The sequence below is a fragment of the Streptomyces sp. NBC_01618 genome (assembly GCF_045209435.1).
Lineage (GTDB): Bacteria > Actinomycetota > Actinomycetes > Streptomycetales > Streptomycetaceae > Streptomyces.
Genome location: NZ_CP109297.1, coordinates 3,849,856 through 3,866,905 on the forward strand (window position 1 = coordinate 3,849,856; position 17,050 = coordinate 3,866,905).

Consider the following 17,050-nt stretch of genomic DNA (forward strand, 5'->3'; position numbering starts at 1 on the left):
CAGCACCCGGCCACCACGACGAGCAGGGGCCCGTACCTGGCGGTACGGGCCCCTGCTCGAACGAAGACCGGAGGTCAGCCGTACATACGGCGCATCGCGAAGTCGACCATCTGCTCCACGGCCTTCGCGTCGAAGACCATGCGGTGCTCGCCCTCCATGTCGAGGACGAAGCCGTAGCCGGTCGGCAGCAGGTCGATCACCTCGGCACCGGTGATCACGAAGTACTTGGACTCCTTGCCCGCGTACAGCCGCAGTTCCTTGAGCGTGGTGAACATCGGGATCACCGGCTGCTGGGTGTTGTGCAGCGCGAGGAATCCGGGGTTGTCGCCGCGCGGGCAGTAGACCTTCGACGTCGCGAAGATCTGCTGGAAGTCCTCGGCAGACAGCGAGCCGGTCGTGAAGGCCCGTACCGCGTCCCCCAGGGACGGCGGCGAGGGCTCGGGATACAGCGGCTGCTCGCCGTAGCCGCCACCCATCTGCTGCTGTGCGCCGGGGTTCTGGTCGTAGCCGTACATGCCGCAAAGAGTAATCGGACACATCAAGCCCTTGAGGGGTTGCGTCTTATTACTGGCGGGTAGCATCATCGTAGAGGTCAGCTGATATGCGCACCGCCAGCTCGTCGCCCGCCCGGCCCACGCCCCTTCCGGGGTGCCGCACGCCACCGCTATTGATTACGGAGCCTTCCCATGGGGCACTACAAGTCGAATCTCCGCGACATCGAGTTCAACCTCTTCGAGGTCCTCGGGCGCGACAAGACGTACGGCACCGGCCCGTTCGCCGAGATGGACGTCGAGACGGCGAAGAGCATCCTCGACGAGGTCGCCCGTCTCGCGGAGAACGAGCTGGCCGACTCCTTCGCCGACGCCGACCGCAACCCGCCGGTCTTCGACCCGGAGACCAACACCGCACCGGTCCCGGAGAGCTTCAAGAAGTCGTACCAGGCGTTCATGGACTCCGAGTACTGGCGTCTGGGCCTGCCCGAGGAGATCGGCGGCACCACCTCCCCGCGCTCCCTGATCTGGGGCTACGCGGAGCTGCTGCTCGGCTCGAACCCGGCCGTCTGGATGTACTCCTCCGGCCCGGCGTTCGCCGGCATCCTCTTCGACGAGGGCAACGAGGCGCAGAAGAAGATCGCCGAGATCGCCGTCGAGAAGCAGTGGGGCTCGACGATGGTGCTGACCGAGCCGGACGCCGGTTCGGACGTCGGCGCGGGCCGTACGAAGGCCGTCGAGCAGGAGGACGGCTCCTGGCACATCGAGGGTGTGAAGCGTTTCATCACCTCGGGCGAGCACGACATGTCCGAGAACATCATCCACTACGTGCTGGCCCGCCCCGAAGGTGCCGGCCCCGGCACCAAGGGCCTCTCGCTCTTCATGGTCCCGAAGTTCCACTTCGACTGGACCACCGGCGAGCTGGGCGAGCGCAACGGCGTGTACGCGACGAACGTCGAGCACAAGATGGGCCTCAAGGCGTCCAACACCTGCGAGATGACGTTCGGCGACCAGCACCCCGCCAAGGGCTGGCTGATCGGCGACAAGCACGACGGCATCCGCCAGATGTTCCGCATCATCGAGTTCGCCCGCATGATGGTCGGCACGAAGGCCATCGCGACCCTCTCGACCGGCTACCTCAACGCGCTTGAGTACGCCAAGGAGCGCGTCCAGGGCACCGACCTGTCGCAGTTCATGGACAAGACCGCCCCCAAGGTCACCATCACGCATCACCCCGACGTGCGCCGCTCCCTCATGACGCAGAAGGCGTACGCGGAGGGCATGCGCTCCCTCGTGCTGTACACCGCCTCCGTCCAGGACGCGATCCAGGAGAAGGAGGCCGCGGGCGAGGACGCCAAGGCGCTGCACGGCCTCAACGACCTGCTGCTCCCGATCGTGAAGGGCTACGGCTCCGAGAAGTCGTACGAGCAGCTGGCGCAGTCGCTCCAGACGTTCGGCGGCTCCGGGTACCTCCAGGAGTACCCGATCGAGCAGTACATCCGTGACGCCAAGATCGACACGCTGTACGAGGGCACGACGGCGATCCAGGGCCAGGACTTCTTCTTCCGGAAGATCGTCCGCGACCAGGGCGCCTCGCTCAACGCACTCTCCGAGGAGATCAAGAAGTTCCTCGCGGGTGCCCAGGGCAACGAGGAGCTGTCCGGTGCGCTGGACTCGCTCGCCAAGGCGGCCGTGGACCTGGAGGCGATCGTCGGCACGATGATCACCGACCTGACCGCGACCGGTGAGGACGTCAAGAACATCTACAAGGTGGGCCTCAACACCACCCGCCTGCTGATGGCCTCCGGCGATGTCGTCGTCGGCTACCTGCTGCTCAAGGGCGCGGCCGTCGCGGCCGAGAAGCTGCCGGCCGCCGCCGCCAAGGATGTCGCCTTCTACCGGGGCAAGATCGCCGCCGCGAAGTTCTTCGCCGCGAACGTCCTGCCGGGCGTCTCCACCGAGCGGGCGCTCGCCGAGTCCGTCGACAACTCGCTGATGGAGCTGGACGAGGCGGCGTTCTAACCACGCCGCTCCGTACGGAATCGTCAACACGCGCCGCCACCCGAAATTTTTTCGGGTGGCGGCGCTGTCGTATCAGCTGGGTACGCTGAGTGCACGGCCGAGAATCCCGTCCATGGGAGGAACCATGACCGCCGAGGCACTGCCCGAAGCGTCGCAGCTGCGGCGCGACGATTCCAAGTGGCCGGTCCCGCCACCGGACGGCTACACCGTGGAAGATTTGTTCACGCTTCACGACCTCCCGCCGCACACAGAGCTGATCGACGGGAGCCTGGTTTTCGTGAGTCCGCAGCGGAAGTTCCACACGCTGGCGATGTATTTGCTGGAGCAGGGGCTGCGCAGCCACGTTCCTGAAGGCCTGCGCGTCCGCCGCGAAATGGCCGTCGTGCTCGGCAAGCGCAACGCCCCGGAACCCGACCTCGTCGTGGTGACGGCCGAAGCGGACGGGGACCAGTGCCAGACTCGCTACCAGGCCGCCGACGTCCTGCTCGCCGTCGAGGTCGTCTCGCCCGATTCCGAGGCCAGGGACCGCGACACCAAGCCGCACAAGTACGCAGGGGCGGGCATCCCGAATTTCTGGCTCGTCGAGATGACCGAGAACGGCCGACCCGTGGTCTGGACCTACGCACTCGACCCGGTCAACAAGGCATACGTCTCCACCGGCGTCCACCACGACCGGCTGAAGCTCTCCGATCCGTATGACATCGACATCGACCTGACCGCCATCGACCAGCTGTAGGCCAGGCCTCCCCGCGCGTGCCCCGGCCTCGCGGGCACCCCGCGGTACCGCCCGCGGACGACGGTGAAACCTGCCCGTCCGGCCTCGTTACAGTGAAGAACATGAGTTCCTCCCTCCGCTTCGACCGCGGTCACACCGACGACCTGATGGCCTTCCTGATGGCCTCCCCCTCCCCGTACCACGCCGTGGCCGCCGCGGCCGAGCGGCTGGAGAAGGCCGGATTCCGCCAGGTCGAGGAGACCGCGGCCTGGGACGGCACCAGCGGCGGGAAGTACGTGCTGCGCGGCGGCGCGATCGTCGCCTGGTACGTGCCGGAGGGCACCGCGGCGCACACCCCGTACCGGATCGTCGGAGCACACACCGACTCGCCGAACCTGCGCGTCAAGCCGCTGCCCGACACCGGGGCGTACGGCTGGCGGCAGGTCGCCGTGGAGATCTACGGCGGGACGCTCCTCAACACCTGGCTCGACCGTGACCTCGGCCTCGCCGGCCGCATCTCGCTGCGCGACGGCACGCACCGGCTGGTGAACATCGACCGGCCGCTCCTGCGCGTACCGCAGCTGGCCGTGCATCTGGACCGGTCGGCCAACCCCGACGGGCTGAAGCTCGACCGGCAGAAACACATGCAGCCGATCTGGGGACTCGGGGACGTCGAGGAGGGCGACCTGATCCGGTTCGTCGCCGAGGAGGCGGGCGTCGACGCCGCGGACGTGACCGGCTGGGATCTGATGCCGCACCCCGTCGAGCCGCCCGCCTACCTGGGCCGCGACCGCGAGCTGCTGGCCGGGCCCCGGATGGACAACCTGCTCTCCGTGCACGCGGCGGCCGCCGCGCTCGCCGCCGTCGCCGGGCAGCCGGACTCCGAGCTTCCGTACATCCCGGTCATGGCCGCCTTCGACCATGAGGAGAACGGCTCCCAGTCCGACACCGGCGCCGACGGACCGCTGCTCGGCACGGTCCTGGAGCGTTCCGTCTTCGCCCGCGGCGGTGCGTACGAGGACCGCGCCCGGGCCTTCGCCGGGACCGTCTGTCTCTCCTCCGACACCGGCCACGCGATCCACCCCAACTACGCCGAGCGCCACGACCCGACCCACCACCCGGTGGTCAACGGCGGACCGATCCTCAAGGTCAACGTCAACATGCGGTACGCGACCGACGGCAGCGGCCGGGCCGTGTTCGCGGCGGCGTGCCGGAAGGCGGACGTGCCGTGGCAGACGTTCGTCTCCAACAACTCGATGCCGTGCGGCACCACCATCGGCCCGATCACAGCCGCCCGGCACGGCATTCAGACCGTGGACATCGGCGTCGCGATCCTCTCGATGCACAGCGCCCGTGAACTCTGCGGCGCGGACGACCCGTACCTGCTGGCCAACGCCCTGGCGGCGTTCCTGGCGGGCTGAGCGCTCCGGCCGCGGTCGGCCGTGTCCGCGGCCACCCCGGCCGCGGCGGGCACGGCCGGCGATCCAATTCCTGGAAGGCGGCAAGCAGAACCTGCCGACGGTCGCCAAGAGCCGAGGTCGTGCCCCGGCTCCCCCTCGTCAGGCCTGCTCGTCCATCCCTGCCAGCACCAGCGGCAGCCGGGGCGTTCCCTCCGCGGTCACGCGGACGGGGACGCCCCAGTCCTGTTGGTGGACATGGCAGGCCGGGTACTCGTTCGCCGGGTCGTCGTCGCAGGACGCCGCCATCGCGGACACGTGCAGGACCCCCTCGGTGACGCCGTCGGCCAGGACCAGGTCGCGGAAGAGATCGGTGCCCGGACCGGAGCCCTCCGCCAGCAGCTCGGGCGGGGTCGACGAGATCAGCAGGCGGGTCGAGGGACCGTACCGGGTGTCCAGCTTCTGCCCGGCGGGGGCCTGGAAGACCACATCGAGCCGGAGCGTACCCGGGGCGATCTCGGTGGCCGCGCGCCGTGTGTGGTGTGCCTGGCCGGCGACGCGCACGGCCTCCTCCGGGAGCCGCAGCCGGGTCAGCCGGTGCCGGGCGGACTCGACGACGACGAGATCGCCGTCGGCCAGGACGGCGTCGCTGGGCTCGCGCAGATCCGTGGCCAGGGTGGTGACCTCGCCGCTCACCGGGTCGTAACGCCGCAGCGCGTGGTTGTACGTGTCGCAGACGGCGACGGACCCGTCGGGCAGCGCGGTCACGCCCAGCGGGTGCTGGAACAGCGCCTGCTCCGCCGCGCCGTCGCGGTGTCCGAAGTCGAAGAGGCCGGTGCCGACGGCCGTACGGACGACGAAGCCGGTGCCGTCCCGCTCGACGTACCGCAGGGCGGACGTCTCCGAGTCGGCAACCCACAGCCGCTCCCCGTCGGCCGACGTGGCGAGGCCGGACGGCTGGGCGAACCAGGCCTCGTCGGCCGGCCCGTCGACCAGGCCCTCGTTGGTCGTGCCCGCGGCGACCCGCACGGTCCCCGTCGCGGGGTCGTACGTCCACAGCTGGTGCACCCCCGCCATGGCGATCCACAGCCGGTCCGCGAACCACGCGACGTCCCAGGGGGAGGACAGGTCGACCTCGCGGGCCGGGCCCGTCGTCGGTGAGCCCTGCCACCACTGACGGCCGGTGCCGGCGAGGGTCGTCGTCGCCCCGGTGGTGAGGTCGAGGGCGCGAATCGCGTGGTTGACGGTGTCGGCGACCGCGATCCGGCCGTCGGGCAGCACGGCGAGGCCCTGCGGCTCGGAGAACCGGACCTCGTCGGGCCCACCGTCGGTGAACCCCCTGTCCCCTGTTCCGACGTGACGGCGAACCGTTTCACCGTCACGTTCGATCTCGACCAGGCCGTGCCGGGTGGTGTCGGAGACGAGGAAGCCGCCGTCCGGCAGGAGCAGGGCCTTGCCGGGAAACCGCAGATGCGTGGCGACCGGCTCGGGCGCGACGTACGGGCCGTCGCCGCGGCGCAGCGTGCCCTTCGCCCCGTGCTCGGCCTCCAGCTCCTCGACCAGCTTCTCGATGGCGTGCGCATGGCCCTCGCCCGCGTGCTGGGCGACGACATAGCCCTCGGGGTCGATGACGACGAGCGTGGGCCAGGCGCGTACGGCGTACTGCTTCCAGGTCGCCAGCTCCGGGTCGTCGAGGACCGGGTGGTGGACCTCGTACCGCTCGACGGCGTCGACGACTGCCTGGTGCTCGGCCTCGTGGACGAACTTCGGCGAGTGCACACCGATGATCACGACGGTGTCGCGGTGCTTCTCCTCCAGTTCGCGCAGCTCATCGAGAACATGCAGACAGTTCACACAGCAGAAGGTCCAGAAATCAACAACAACGCACTTACCTCGCAGGTCGGCGAGGGTGAGCTCTTTGCCTCCGGTATTGAGCCAGCCACCCTTGCCGATCAGCTCGGGGGCCCGGACGCGCGCACGTGTAGCCATGCGAACAGTCAACAGCACCATGGCCCGCACGCATTCCGGAGGGTCCACGTATTCCGGACGGTCCTGGGGGAACCTGTGAGCCATGAGATTCCTGGTGCGTGAACGGCTCTTCGCTGTAGGCGACGACTACTGGATCGAGGACGCGGACGGCCGCAAGGTCTTCCTCGTCGACGGCAAGGCCATGCGGGTGCGTGAGACCTTCGAGCTGAAGGACGCGCAGGGCCGGATCCTGGTCGAGATCCGGCAGAAGCTGCTCAGCCTGCGCGACACGATGCTCATCGAGCGGGACGGCGAGCAGCTCGCCGAGGTCAAGCGCAAGCGACTGTCGCTGCTGCGCAACCATTACCGGGTCACGCTGGTGGACGGTACCGAGCTCGATGTCAGCGGCAAGATCCTGGACCGCGAGTTCGCCATCGACTACGACGGGGAACTGCTGGCCCAGATCTCGCGGCGGTGGCTGACCGTCCGGGACACGTACGGCATCGACGTCGTACGGGAGGACGCCGACGCGGCGCTGCTCATCGCCGTATCGGTGTGCGTCATCGTGCTCGCCGACAAGGAGCACGAGGGCTGACGAGCTCGACAATCGAGCCCGTCCGGCGATGACATCGAACCCGGTTTCACGTGAAACGTGACTACTCGCCCGTCTCGGGCGGGGCCAGCCCCAGCCGCCGGTCCTTGAGCGCCGGGAACTGCTCGCGCGTGGCAGCGACCTTCGACGGGTCGAACTCCACGCTCAGCACCTCCTCGTCGGCGCCCGCCTCCGCGAGCACCTCGCCCCACGGGTCGATGACGATGCTGTGTCCGGCCTGCTGGATTCCGCCGTGGGTGCCCGCGGTGCCGACGGCCAGGACGTACGACTGGTTCTCGACGGCGCGGGCCCGGGCCAGCAGCGTCCAGTGGGCGCGGCGGCGCTCGGGCCAGCCCGCCGCGACGATCAGCGTCTCGGCGCCCGCGTCGACCAGGCCGCGGAACATTTCCGGGAAGCGCAGGTCGTAACAGGTGGCGAGGCCCAGGGTGGTCTCCGGCAGGGCGACCGTGACGAGCTCCTCGCCGGCACCCATCATGACCGCCTCGCCCTTGTCGAAGCCGAAGCGGTGGACCTTGCGGTACGCGGCGGCGCGCTCGCCCTCGGGCGTGAAGACGAGTGCGGTGTTGTAGAGGGTGCCGTCGGCGGCGCGCTCGACGAAGGAGCCCGCGTGCAGCCAGACCCCGGCCTCGGCCGCGGCCTTGGCCATGATGTCGTGGGTGGGCCCCTGGAGCGGTTCGGCCTCCTCGGCGAAGGAGGTGTACGCGAAGGCGCCGACCGGCCAGAGCTCTGGTAGAACCACCAGATCCGCGCCGCGCTGGTCCGCGATCAGCGAAGCCGCGCGCTGCCTACGAGAATTGACCGATTCGTCCGGGTTTACTGCGATCTGGATGAGGGAGGCGCGCACACTACCACCGTCCTGGCATTCGAGCCGTCAACACGGGCCTACGATCGTCACACGAAAGCACTGCCGGGGTGCCTGCTCGCAGCGTAACTTAGCGACCGAACCTCCCACGCAGTCCGCCGCCCGCGCCCAGCACTCCAGCCCATGCACCGCAGAACCGCACGAGGGGTCCCGTGACCGTCCATCCCAGCCTCCAGACCTACGCCGATGCCTGGACCCACTCCATCGAGTCGATAGCCGAGCTGGTGAAGCCGCTCGCCGAAGGAGAATGGAACAGCCGTACACCGTGCCCCAACTGGTCGGTGCGTGACATCGTCTCGCACATCATCGGCATGGAGAGCGAGCAGCTCGGTGACCCGCGTCCGATCCACACGCTGCCGCGCGATCTCTTCCACGTGCAGAGCGACTTCGCCCGGTACATGGAGATGCAGGTCGATGTGCGGCGCCACCACACCGCGCCGGAGATGACCTCCGAGCTGGAGTACACGATCATCCGCCGCGCACGTCAGCTGCGCAACGAGAGCCGTGCCCCCGAGACCATGGTCCGGGCGCCGCTGGGCGCCGAGCAGACCCTCGAACTCGCGCTGCGGATGCGGGCCTTCGACGTCTGGGTGCACGAGCAGGACCTGCGGACGACGCTGGGGCGGCCCGGCAATCTGGACTCCCCCGGCGCGTTCGTCGTCCGGGACACCCTGCTCGCCGCACTGCCGAAGGTGGTCGCCAAGGACGCGGGCGCACCGCCCAATTCGGCGGTCGTGCTCGATGTGAACGGGGCGCTGGAATTCCTGCGCACGGTCAGGGTCGACGCGGAGGGCCACGGCTCGGTGGACGGTTCGCCGTCGCTCGGGCCCGCGGTGACGCTGGCGATGGACTGGGAGACGTACTACCGCCTCGCCTGCGGGCGGGTGCGCGCGGCCGCGGTCGCGGACCGGATCAAGATCGAGGGCGACCCGGACCTGGCGGCGGCGATCCTGCAGAACTTCGCCGTGACGCCGTAGCGTCCCCACGCCGCGCCCCGGCGATCGGCGGCGCCCGTCGTGCGAGGACGGGCGCGCCGCCGATCCGGCGCGACAGGCGCGTCACGCGGGCACGTGCACGGCCTCCACGCGGCTGACCACATGGTGGTCCCGCTCGCGGTGCTTGGCCCGGGAGTGCAGCCGCAGAATCTGTACGACGCCGAGCGCCTCCAGCACGAAGACCGAGGCGAAAGCGATCCGGTAGTTGTCCCCGGTCGCGTCCAGCAGCACGCCGACGGCGAACAGCGTGGTCATCGAGGCGATGAAACCGCCCATGTTGACGATGCCCGACGCGGTGCCCTGGCGCTCCGGCGGGTTGGCCGGCCGTGCGAAGTCGAAGCCGATCATCGAGGCGGGACCGCACGCGCCGAGCACCACGCACAGGACGATCAGCAGCCACATCGGGGCGTGGTCGCCCGGGTGGAAGATGGTCGACGCCCAGAGCAGCGCCGTCACCGTGACCGTCCCGAGGGCCAGCGGCGCGCGGGCCGCGTGGTGGCGGGCGATGATCTGCCCGTAGACCAGCCCGAACGCCATGTTGGAGAGCACCACCAGGGTGAGCAGCTCACCGGCGATGGACCGGCTCAGCCCCTGCGCCTCCACCAGGAACGGCAGCCCCCACAGCAGCAGGAACACCATGGCCGGGAACTGCGTGGTGAAGTGCACCCACATACCGAGCCGAGTGCCGGGCTCCCGCCAGGCGGCGGCGATCTGCCGGCGTACATAGGCGGCGCCCGCGTGCTCGGCGGGCGGCGGCTCGTGGCCCTCGGGGTGGTCCTTCAGGAACAGCAGAAGGAGTACGAGGACGAGAACCCCGGCGACGGAGCTGCCGACGAAGGTGGTGGTCCAGCCGAATCCGTGCAGGGCCCGCGCGATGACGAGCGTCGAGACGAGGTTGCCCGCCATGCCGAAGAGCGCGGCGACCTGCCCGATCAGCGGACCGCGCCGCGCCGGGAACCAGCGGGCGCCGAGCCGCAGCACGCTGATGAACGTCATCGCGTCGCCGCAGCCGAGCAGCGCCCTGGACGCCAGCGCCATGCCGTACGAGGGGGAGAGCGCGAAGCCCAGCTGCCCCAGGGTGAACAGGACGGCCCCGAGGGTGAGGACCTTCTTGGTGCCGAGTCGGTCGACCATCAGGCCGACGGGTATCTGCATGCCCGCGTAGACGAGCAGCTGAAGGATGGAGAACGTGGAGAGCGCGGAGGCGTTGACGTGGAACCGGTCGGCGGCGTCGAGTCCGGCGACACCCAGGCTGGTGCGGAAGATGATGGCGACGAAGTAGACGGCGACCCCGATGCCCCAGACCCACACGGCACGCCGGCCGCCGGGCGGATCACCGGGCAGGGACAGGGCGGGCGCGGCGGCGGAACTCATCGGTCCTCACCCCTGACGAGCACCTTGACCCGGCTGACATGGCGCCGCACGACCTGCGCGGCACCGTCCGCGTCGCCGGACCTGATGGCCTCCAGCAGCTCACCGTGCTCGGTGATGTTCGCGGCGATCCTCCCCGGGTGCGCCTCCATCACGGCGACGCCCATCCTCAGCTGACGGTCGCGCAGCTGGTCGTAGAGGCGCGAGAGGATGTCGTTGCCCGCGTTGCGCACGATCTCGGCGTGGAAGCAGCGGTCCTTCACGGACACCGCGGCCAGATCCCCGGCCTCCGCAAGCTGCCGCTGCTCGTCGAGAAGTTCTTCGAGCCGCCCGATCAACTGCGCGGAGGCGGGCACGGCCTTGCGGGCCGCGAACTCCTCGACCAGCAACCGGGTCTCCACCACATCCGCGATCTCCTGGGCGGAGACGGCGAGCACGAGAGCCCCCTTCTTCGGATACAGCTTGATCAGCCCCTCGACCTCCAGCCGCAGCAACGCCTCACGCACGGGCGTACGGGAGACTCCGACGGCCTCCGCGAGATCACCTTCGGTAAGGAGGGTGCCGCCCTCGTAGCGACGGTCCAGGACGGCTTCCTTGATATGGGCGTAGACGCGCTCGGCGGCGGGAGGCTGTTTGACGGAAGACTTCGCGGCCGACTTCGCGCGGGGCTTCACGGCTGGGGGTGCGGCAGGCATGTACACAGCATAGATACAAGATGCGTGCATGATGACACCCGTCCGGAATCCGGACGGCGAAACCTCGGCCGACCGCACCGGAACCGGCCGATGGAGCAGGGCGGACACCCGCACGGCGTGACGCGATCGACATCAACACCTTCACGTACAGGGGCGACGGGGGCCCGGATCCGGCGGCGCCGCACCGGACGGCGCGCCGATCCTTGTCCTGAACCGCCCGCAGCTCCGAAATCGCCCCAGGAATCAGCACATCCTTCCCCGGCCCTCATGAGTCTCATCACCGAGCGGCACCCTCATGTGGCCGCATTCCAGGGGCATTTGGAGCGTTCAAGTTGAAAATCGGCATCAAGGGCATAAACCGCGTTTCGGCCGCTGCCACCGTGGCCCTCACCGCGGGTGCTGTCATCGCGGGCAGCGCGTTCGCCTCCACGGCGCAGGCCGCTACACTGCCCACCCCCACGATCACCGCCAAGGGCGGTTACGTGATGAACAACGGCACCGCGAAGACCCTGTACTCCAAGGCCGCGGACACCCGTCGCTCCACCGGTTCCACCACCAAGATCATGACCGCCAAGGTCGTCCTGGCACAGAAGAACCTCAACCTGGATTCCAAGGTCACGATCCAGAAGGCGTACAGCGACTACATCGTCTCCAAGGGCGCCTCGTCGGCCCGCCTGATCGTGGGCGACAAGGTCACCGTCCGCCAGCTGCTGTACGGCCTGATGCTGCCGTCCGGCTGCGACGCCGCGTACGCGCTGGCCGACAAGTTCGGCTCCGGCACCACCCGCGCGGCCCGCGTGAAGTCGTTCATCGGCAAGATGAACGCCCAGGCCAAGTCGCTCGGAATGACGAACACCCACTTCGACTCGTTCGACGGCATAGGGAACGGCTCGAACTACTCGACGCCGCGCGATCTGACGAAGCTCGCGAGCAGCGCGATGAAGAGTTCCACGTTCCGCACGGTCGTGAAGACCAAGTCGACCAAGCAGAAGGTCACCACTAAGAGTGGTGGCTACCGCTACATGTCGTGGTCCAACACCAACGCGATGCTCAGCAGCTACAGCGGCGCGATCGGCGTGAAGACCGGTTCCGGCCCGACGGCCAAGTACTGCCTCGTCTTCGCCGCGACCCGCAACGGCAAGACGCTCATCGGCACGGTGCTCACCTCCACCAGCGCGACCACCCGCACCGCCGACATGAAGAAGATCATGGACTACGGCTTCAAGAAGTAGCCCACCCGATCACGGCGACACTTCACAGAGGGGCCCCGCGTAGTGCGGGGCCCCTCTCGCCGTACCGGAGGGTGCTCAGTCGAGACAGAACTCGTTGCCCTCGACGTCCTGCATCGCGATGCACGACTCGTTTTCCTCATCGGCGTACAGCACGTACGTGCACACCGCGCCGAGCGCGACCAGCCGATCGCGCTCGGCCTCCAGCACGGCCAGCCGCTCCGCACCCACGAGTCCGGTGCCGGCCCGCACATCGACGTGCACCCGGTTCTTGGCGACCTTGCCTTCGGGAACGCGCTGGAAGTACATGCGCGGGCCCTCACCCGTGGGATCGGAGCACGCGAACCACGCCCCCCGCTTCTCGGGCGGCAGCGAGTCGTTGTAGGCGTCCCAGGAGTCAAACCCCTCCGGCGGCAGCGGTGCGACGTATCCCAGCACCTCGCACCAGAAACGGGCGACGCGCTCGGGATCCGCGCAGTCGAAAGTGATCTGGATCTTCTTGACCGATGCCATCGGGTCACCCTAGCAGCGGACATCCGCAGCTCAATTCCCGGCGAATATCGGGACGTTGACCAGCGGAATTCCTTTGCGAACCGCTGCCGTGCCGTGCGGTCCCAGGGGGCGAGCCGATGTCGATTCCTCCGCTCCGAGGAGTTGCTCGCCGATCCGGGTCAGTCCGACCCGACCAGCCCCACCCGGAAGGCGTCCCAGGCGGCGGGGCCGAGGACGATGACGGGGCCGTCGGGCCGCTTGGAGTCGCGGTTGCCCGGTCTGCGCGAGGCCGGGGACGACGAGTGTTACGGGCGAGGGCTCCTGATCGTCGCGCGGATCGCGGACCGCTGGGGCGTCGAGCCGCGCACCGTCGGCAAGACCGTGTTCGCCGAACTCGCCCTGCGGCAGGGGCCGGACATGCCGATGGGCCCGCGCGAACTTCGCGCGGGCCCATCTCGCACAGCTACGCCCAGGTGATCAGCCGCTTCGGCTGCTCCAGGATCGCGGCGACATCCGCCAGGAACTTGGAGCCGAGTTCGCCGTCGATCAGACGGTGGTCGAACGACAGGGCCAGCGTGGTGACCTGACGGGGCTTCACCTTCCCCTTGTGGACCCAGGGCTGGAGCTTGATCGCGCCGACCGCGAGGATCGCGGACTCGCCCGGGTTCAGGATCGGCGTACCCGTGTCGACGCCGAAGACACCGACGTTGGTGATCGTCACCGTGCCGCCCGCCATGGCCGCGGGAGACGTCCTGCCCTCACGCGCCGTGGAGACCAGCTCGCCCAGCGCCGCGGCGAGTTCCGGCAGGGTCATGTCGTGCGCGTCCTTGATGTTCGGCACGATCAGACCGCGCGGGGTGGCGGCGGCGATGCCCAGGTTGACGTAGTGCTTGCGCACGATCTCCTGGTTCGCCTCGTCCCAGGCGGAGTTGACCTCCGGGTTGCGCCTGATCGCGACGAGGAGCGCCTTGGCGATGATCAGGAGCGGGTTGACCCGGACCCCCGCCATGTCCTTGTCTTCCTTGAGCTCCGCCACGAGCTTCATCGTGCGCGTCACGTCGATGGTCACGAACTCCGTGACGTGCGGCGCGGTGAAGGCGCTGTCGACCATCGCCTGGGCGATGGCCTTCCGTACGCCCTTGACCGGGATACGGGTCTCCCGCACACCGGCAGCGACAAAAGCCGGTGCCTCGGCGGCGGGGACCGGCACGGCCTCCACCGCTACGGGGGCCTGCGCCTGGGCCCGTACGGGCGTGGCCGCCGCGTGCACGTCGTCGCGGGTGATGATCCCGCCCTCGCCGGTCGGGACGACCGTCGCCAGGTCGATGCCAAGGTCCTTGGCCAGCTTGCGCACCGGCGGCTTGGCGAGCGGCCTGCTCTCCCGGACAGTCATGGCGCCGTGGCCGTTCAACTCGCCCTGGATCACAGCTGCCGCGGCGGGCGCCGGCACCTCGGCGCCCTTGCGGGCGCGCCGCTTCGTGGAGGTCTCGGCGACGCCGTACCCCACGAGGACGGGCTGACGGCCCTTGGGAGCCTCGGGCTCCGGTTCCGGCTGCGCGGCCGGCTCGGGCGCCGGGACCGTGTCACCGCTGCCCGGGGCCACGTCCACCGCGATGATCACCTGGCCGACGTCGACGGTCGTGCCCTCGGGGAAGCGCAGCTCGTGCACCACCCCGTCGTACGGAATCGGCAGCTCCACGGCCGCCTTCGCCGTCTCGACCTCGCACACGACCTGGCCGTCGGTGACGGTGTCGCCGGGCTGGACGTACCACTTGAGGATCTCGGCCTCGGTCAGTCCCTCGCCCACGTCGGGCATCTTGAACTCACGGAAGCGAGCAGCGTTGGAAGTGTCGGTCATCGTTGTCACGCCCCAGTCCTCAGTACGCCAGCGAACGGTCGACGGCGTCGAGCACCCGGTCGAGACCCGGCAGGTACTCGTCCTCCAGCCGCGCCGGCGGGTACGGGGCGTGGTAGCCGCCGACCCTCAGCACCGGTGCCTCCAGGTGGTAGAAGCAGCGCTCGGTGATCCGGGCGGCGATCTCCGCCCCGGAGCCGTAGAACACCGGTGCCTCGTGGACCACCACGAGCCGGCCGGTCTTCTCCACCGAGGTCTGGATGGCATCGAAGTCGATCGGGGACATCGAGCGCAGGTCCAGGACCTCGATCGACTTGCCCTCCTCCTGGGCGGCCGCGGCCGCTTCCAGGCAGACCTTCACCATCGGCCCGTACGCGACGAGCGTCAGGTCGGAGCCCGTACGCGCGACCGCGGCCCGGTGCAGCGGACCGGGGATGGAGTCGGTCTCGACCTCGCCCTTGTCCCAGTAGCGGCGCTTCGGCTCGAAGAAGATGATCGGGTCGTCGCTCTGGACGGCCTGCTGCAACATCCAGTAGGCGTCGCTCGCGTTCGAGGGCGAGACCACCTTCAGGCCCGCGACGTGCGCGAACAGGGCCTCGGGGGACTCGCTGTGGTGCTCGACGGCGCCGATGCCGCCGCCGTACGGAATCCGGATGACGACCGGCAGCTTGATCTTGCCGAGCGCGCGGGCGTGCATCTTCGCGAGCTGCGTGACGATCTGGTCGTACGCGGGGAAGACGAAGCCGTCGAACTGGATCTCCACGATGGGCCGGTAGCCGCGCAGGGCCAGGCCGATCGCCGTACCGACGATGCCGGACTCGGCGAGCGGGGTGTCGATCACCCGGTCCTCGCCGAAGTCCTTCTGGAGTCCGTCGGTGATCCGGAAGACACCGCCCAGCTTGCCGACGTCCTCACCCATGATGAGGACCTTGGGGTCGGTGTCGAGAGCCTTGCGCAGCGACTCGTTGAGAGCCTTCGCAATGGACATCTTTTCCATGGCCATGGCTACTTGCCCTCCTCGGCGGAGTCGGAGTCCGCGAACGATGCCTGGTAGGCGGCGAACTGGGCGCGCTCCTCGTCGACGAGTGGGCTCCCGTCGGCGTAGACGTGGTCGAAGATCGCCATCGGGTCGGGATCGGGCATCGCCCGTACCGCCTCACGTACGCGCTTGCCGAGGGCCTCGCTCTCCTCCTCCAGGGCGGTGAAGAACGCCTCGTCGGCGGTGCCCTGCTTCTCCAGGTAGGTGCGCAGCCGCAGGATCGGATCCTTGGCCTCCCAGGAGGCGCGCTCCTCGTCCGCCCGGTACTTCGTCGGGTCGTCGGAGGTGGTGTGCGCGCCCATCCGGTAGGTGAACGCCTCGACGAGCGTGGGCCCTTCCCCCCGGCGGGCCCGCTCCAGCGCCGACCTGGTGACGGCCAGGCAGGCGAGTACGTCGTTGCCGTCGACCCGGACCCCGGGGAAGCCGAAGCCCTGCGCGCGCTGGTAGAGCGGGACGCGGGTCTGCTTCTCGGTCGGCTCGGAGATCGCCCACTGGTTGTTCTGGCAGAAGAAGACGACCGGGGCGTTGTAGACCGCGGAGAAGGTGAAGGATTCGGCGACGTCTCCCTGGCTGGAGGCGCCGTCGCCGAAGTACGCGATCACGGCCGAGTCCGCGCCGTCCTTGGCGACGCCCATGGCGTAGCCGGTGGCGTGCAGGGTCTGGGAGCCGATGACGATCGTGTACAGGTGGAAGTTGTTGGTGTTCGGGTCCCAGCCGCCGTGGTTCACACCGCGGAACATCCCGAGCAGATTGGTCGGGTCGACGCCCCGGCACCAGGCGACGCCGTGTTCGCGGTACGTCGGGAAGACGTAGTCGTCGTCGCGCAGGGCCCGGCCGGAGCCGATCTGGGCGGCCTCCTGGCCGAGCAGCGAGGCCCACAGGCCCAGCTCGCCCTGGCGCTGCAACGCGGTCGCCTCGGCGTCGAAGCGGCGGGTCAGGACCATGTCCCGGTACAGGCCGCGCAGCTCTTCGGCGGTCAGGTCGATCCCGTAGTCCGGGTGCTCCACCCGCTCGCCCTCGGGCGTCAGCAGCTGTACGAGCTCGGGCTCGGACCCCTGCGGCGTCTTCGCGGATGTCTTGGCGGGCGTCTTGGCGGACGTCCTAGCGGGCGTTTTCACGGCGCTGGTCCGCTTACTGCTGCGTCGCGGTTTGCTCGCGGCAGTGCTCTCCACGGTCACGTGCGTGCTCCTCCGTCGGTCCGGCCCCCGGGGTCTGCCGGGAAGCCAGTGCGGCTCGCCTGCGTCCGTACCCGTGCACGGGGTGGGTGCCGCTCGGTCCGGGAACAGGCGTGACAGGTGCCCCGGCG

The 17,050-nt window shown here is 69.3% G+C and carries 16 protein-coding genes; 6 read left to right on the forward strand and 10 right to left on the reverse strand.

Features of this window, described 5'->3' with window-relative positions; all coding sequences use genetic code 11:
- Positions 1-74: 74 nt before the first annotated feature.
- The gene (locus OH735_RS18000; protein ID WP_072487501.1) at positions 75-515 is read right to left on the reverse strand and encodes an SseB family protein; all 441 of its coding nucleotides are present in this window, start codon (positions 513-515) and stop codon (positions 75-77) included.
- A gap of 171 nt (positions 516-686) precedes the next feature.
- On the opposite strand from OH735_RS18000, the gene OH735_RS18005 reads away from it, so the two are divergent.
- The 3 genes from OH735_RS18005 (at position 687) to OH735_RS18015 (ending at position 4,649) form a co-directional block, all read left to right on the forward strand.
- Complete coding sequence (locus tag OH735_RS18005) at positions 687-2,513, forward strand: acyl-CoA dehydrogenase (protein ID WP_406382553.1); 1,827 nt, start codon at positions 687-689, stop codon at positions 2,511-2,513.
- 112 nt (positions 2,514-2,625) lie between these two features.
- A complete protein-coding gene (locus tag OH735_RS18010) occupies positions 2,626-3,249 on the forward strand; it encodes a Uma2 family endonuclease (RefSeq protein ID WP_406382554.1) in 624 nt (207 codons plus the stop codon).
- Positions 3,250-3,350: 101 nt separating this feature from the next.
- The gene (locus OH735_RS18015; protein ID WP_406382555.1) at positions 3,351-4,649 is read left to right on the forward strand and encodes a M18 family aminopeptidase; all 1,299 of its coding nucleotides are present in this window, start codon (positions 3,351-3,353) and stop codon (positions 4,647-4,649) included.
- A gap of 138 nt (positions 4,650-4,787) precedes the next feature.
- On the opposite strand, the gene OH735_RS18020 is transcribed toward OH735_RS18015, so the two are convergent.
- Positions 4,788-6,614 carry an NHL domain-containing thioredoxin family protein gene (locus tag OH735_RS18020; protein ID WP_406382556.1) on the reverse strand — a complete coding sequence of 609 codons (1,827 nt, stop codon included), beginning with the start codon at positions 6,612-6,614 and terminating at the stop codon, positions 4,788-4,790.
- Between the two features lie 82 nt (positions 6,615-6,696).
- Between OH735_RS18020 and OH735_RS18025 the strand changes: the two genes are divergently transcribed.
- The gene (locus OH735_RS18025; RefSeq protein WP_406382558.1) at positions 6,697-7,188 is read left to right on the forward strand and encodes an LURP-one-related/scramblase family protein; all 492 of its coding nucleotides are present in this window, start codon (positions 6,697-6,699) and stop codon (positions 7,186-7,188) included.
- Between the two features lie 61 nt (positions 7,189-7,249).
- On the opposite strand, the gene OH735_RS18030 is transcribed toward OH735_RS18025, so the two are convergent.
- The gene (locus OH735_RS18030) at positions 7,250-8,050 is read right to left on the reverse strand and encodes a carbon-nitrogen family hydrolase (RefSeq protein ID WP_406382559.1); all 801 of its coding nucleotides are present in this window, start codon (positions 8,048-8,050) and stop codon (positions 7,250-7,252) included.
- Between the two features lie 170 nt (positions 8,051-8,220).
- Here OH735_RS18030 and OH735_RS18035 point away from each other — a divergent pair, with 170 nt between their 5' ends.
- Positions 8,221-9,045: a maleylpyruvate isomerase family mycothiol-dependent enzyme gene (locus OH735_RS18035; RefSeq protein ID WP_406382560.1), complete on the forward strand. Its 825-nt coding sequence runs from the start codon at positions 8,221-8,223 to the stop codon at positions 9,043-9,045.
- An 81-nt stretch (positions 9,046-9,126) separates the two neighbouring features.
- On the opposite strand, the gene OH735_RS18040 is transcribed toward OH735_RS18035, so the two are convergent.
- Positions 9,127-10,437 (reverse strand): nitrate/nitrite transporter, encoded by a 1,311-nt coding sequence (locus OH735_RS18040; RefSeq protein WP_406382561.1) that lies wholly within the window; start codon positions 10,435-10,437, stop codon positions 9,127-9,129.
- Positions 10,434-11,129 carry a GntR family transcriptional regulator gene (locus tag OH735_RS18045; protein ID WP_406382562.1) on the reverse strand — a complete coding sequence of 232 codons (696 nt, stop codon included), beginning with the start codon at positions 11,127-11,129 and terminating at the stop codon, positions 10,434-10,436. The genes OH735_RS18040 and OH735_RS18045 overlap by 4 nt, the downstream gene beginning before the upstream one ends.
- Positions 11,130-11,461: 332 nt before the next feature.
- Between OH735_RS18045 and OH735_RS18050 the strand changes: the two genes are divergently transcribed.
- Entirely contained in the window at positions 11,462-12,361 is a 900-nt protein-coding gene (locus OH735_RS18050; RefSeq protein ID WP_406382564.1) for a D-alanyl-D-alanine carboxypeptidase family protein, read from the forward strand.
- A gap of 75 nt (positions 12,362-12,436) precedes the next feature.
- Here the strand turns inward: OH735_RS18050 and OH735_RS18055 are convergent, their stop codons facing one another.
- From OH735_RS18055 to pdhA, 5 genes are all read right to left on the reverse strand, one after another.
- Entirely contained in the window at positions 12,437-12,871 is a 435-nt protein-coding gene (locus OH735_RS18055) for a VOC family protein (RefSeq protein ID WP_406382565.1), read from the reverse strand.
- Between the two features lie 158 nt (positions 12,872-13,029).
- Complete coding sequence (locus OH735_RS18060; RefSeq protein ID WP_406386621.1) at positions 13,030-13,089, reverse strand: hypothetical protein; 60 nt, start codon at positions 13,087-13,089, stop codon at positions 13,030-13,032.
- A gap of 224 nt (positions 13,090-13,313) precedes the next feature.
- Positions 13,314-14,717 carry a dihydrolipoamide acetyltransferase family protein gene (locus tag OH735_RS18065; RefSeq protein ID WP_406382566.1) on the reverse strand — a complete coding sequence of 468 codons (1,404 nt, stop codon included), beginning with the start codon at positions 14,715-14,717 and terminating at the stop codon, positions 13,314-13,316.
- 10 nt (positions 14,718-14,727) lie between these two features.
- A complete protein-coding gene (locus OH735_RS18070) occupies positions 14,728-15,708 on the reverse strand; it encodes an alpha-ketoacid dehydrogenase subunit beta (RefSeq protein WP_406382567.1) in 981 nt (326 codons plus the stop codon).
- Between the two features lie 2 nt (positions 15,709-15,710).
- Positions 15,711-16,922, reverse strand: a complete 1,212-nt coding sequence (gene pdhA / locus OH735_RS18075; RefSeq protein ID WP_406382568.1) for a pyruvate dehydrogenase (acetyl-transferring) E1 component subunit alpha — start codon at positions 16,920-16,922, stop codon at positions 15,711-15,713.
- Positions 16,923-17,050 lie beyond the last annotated feature (128 nt).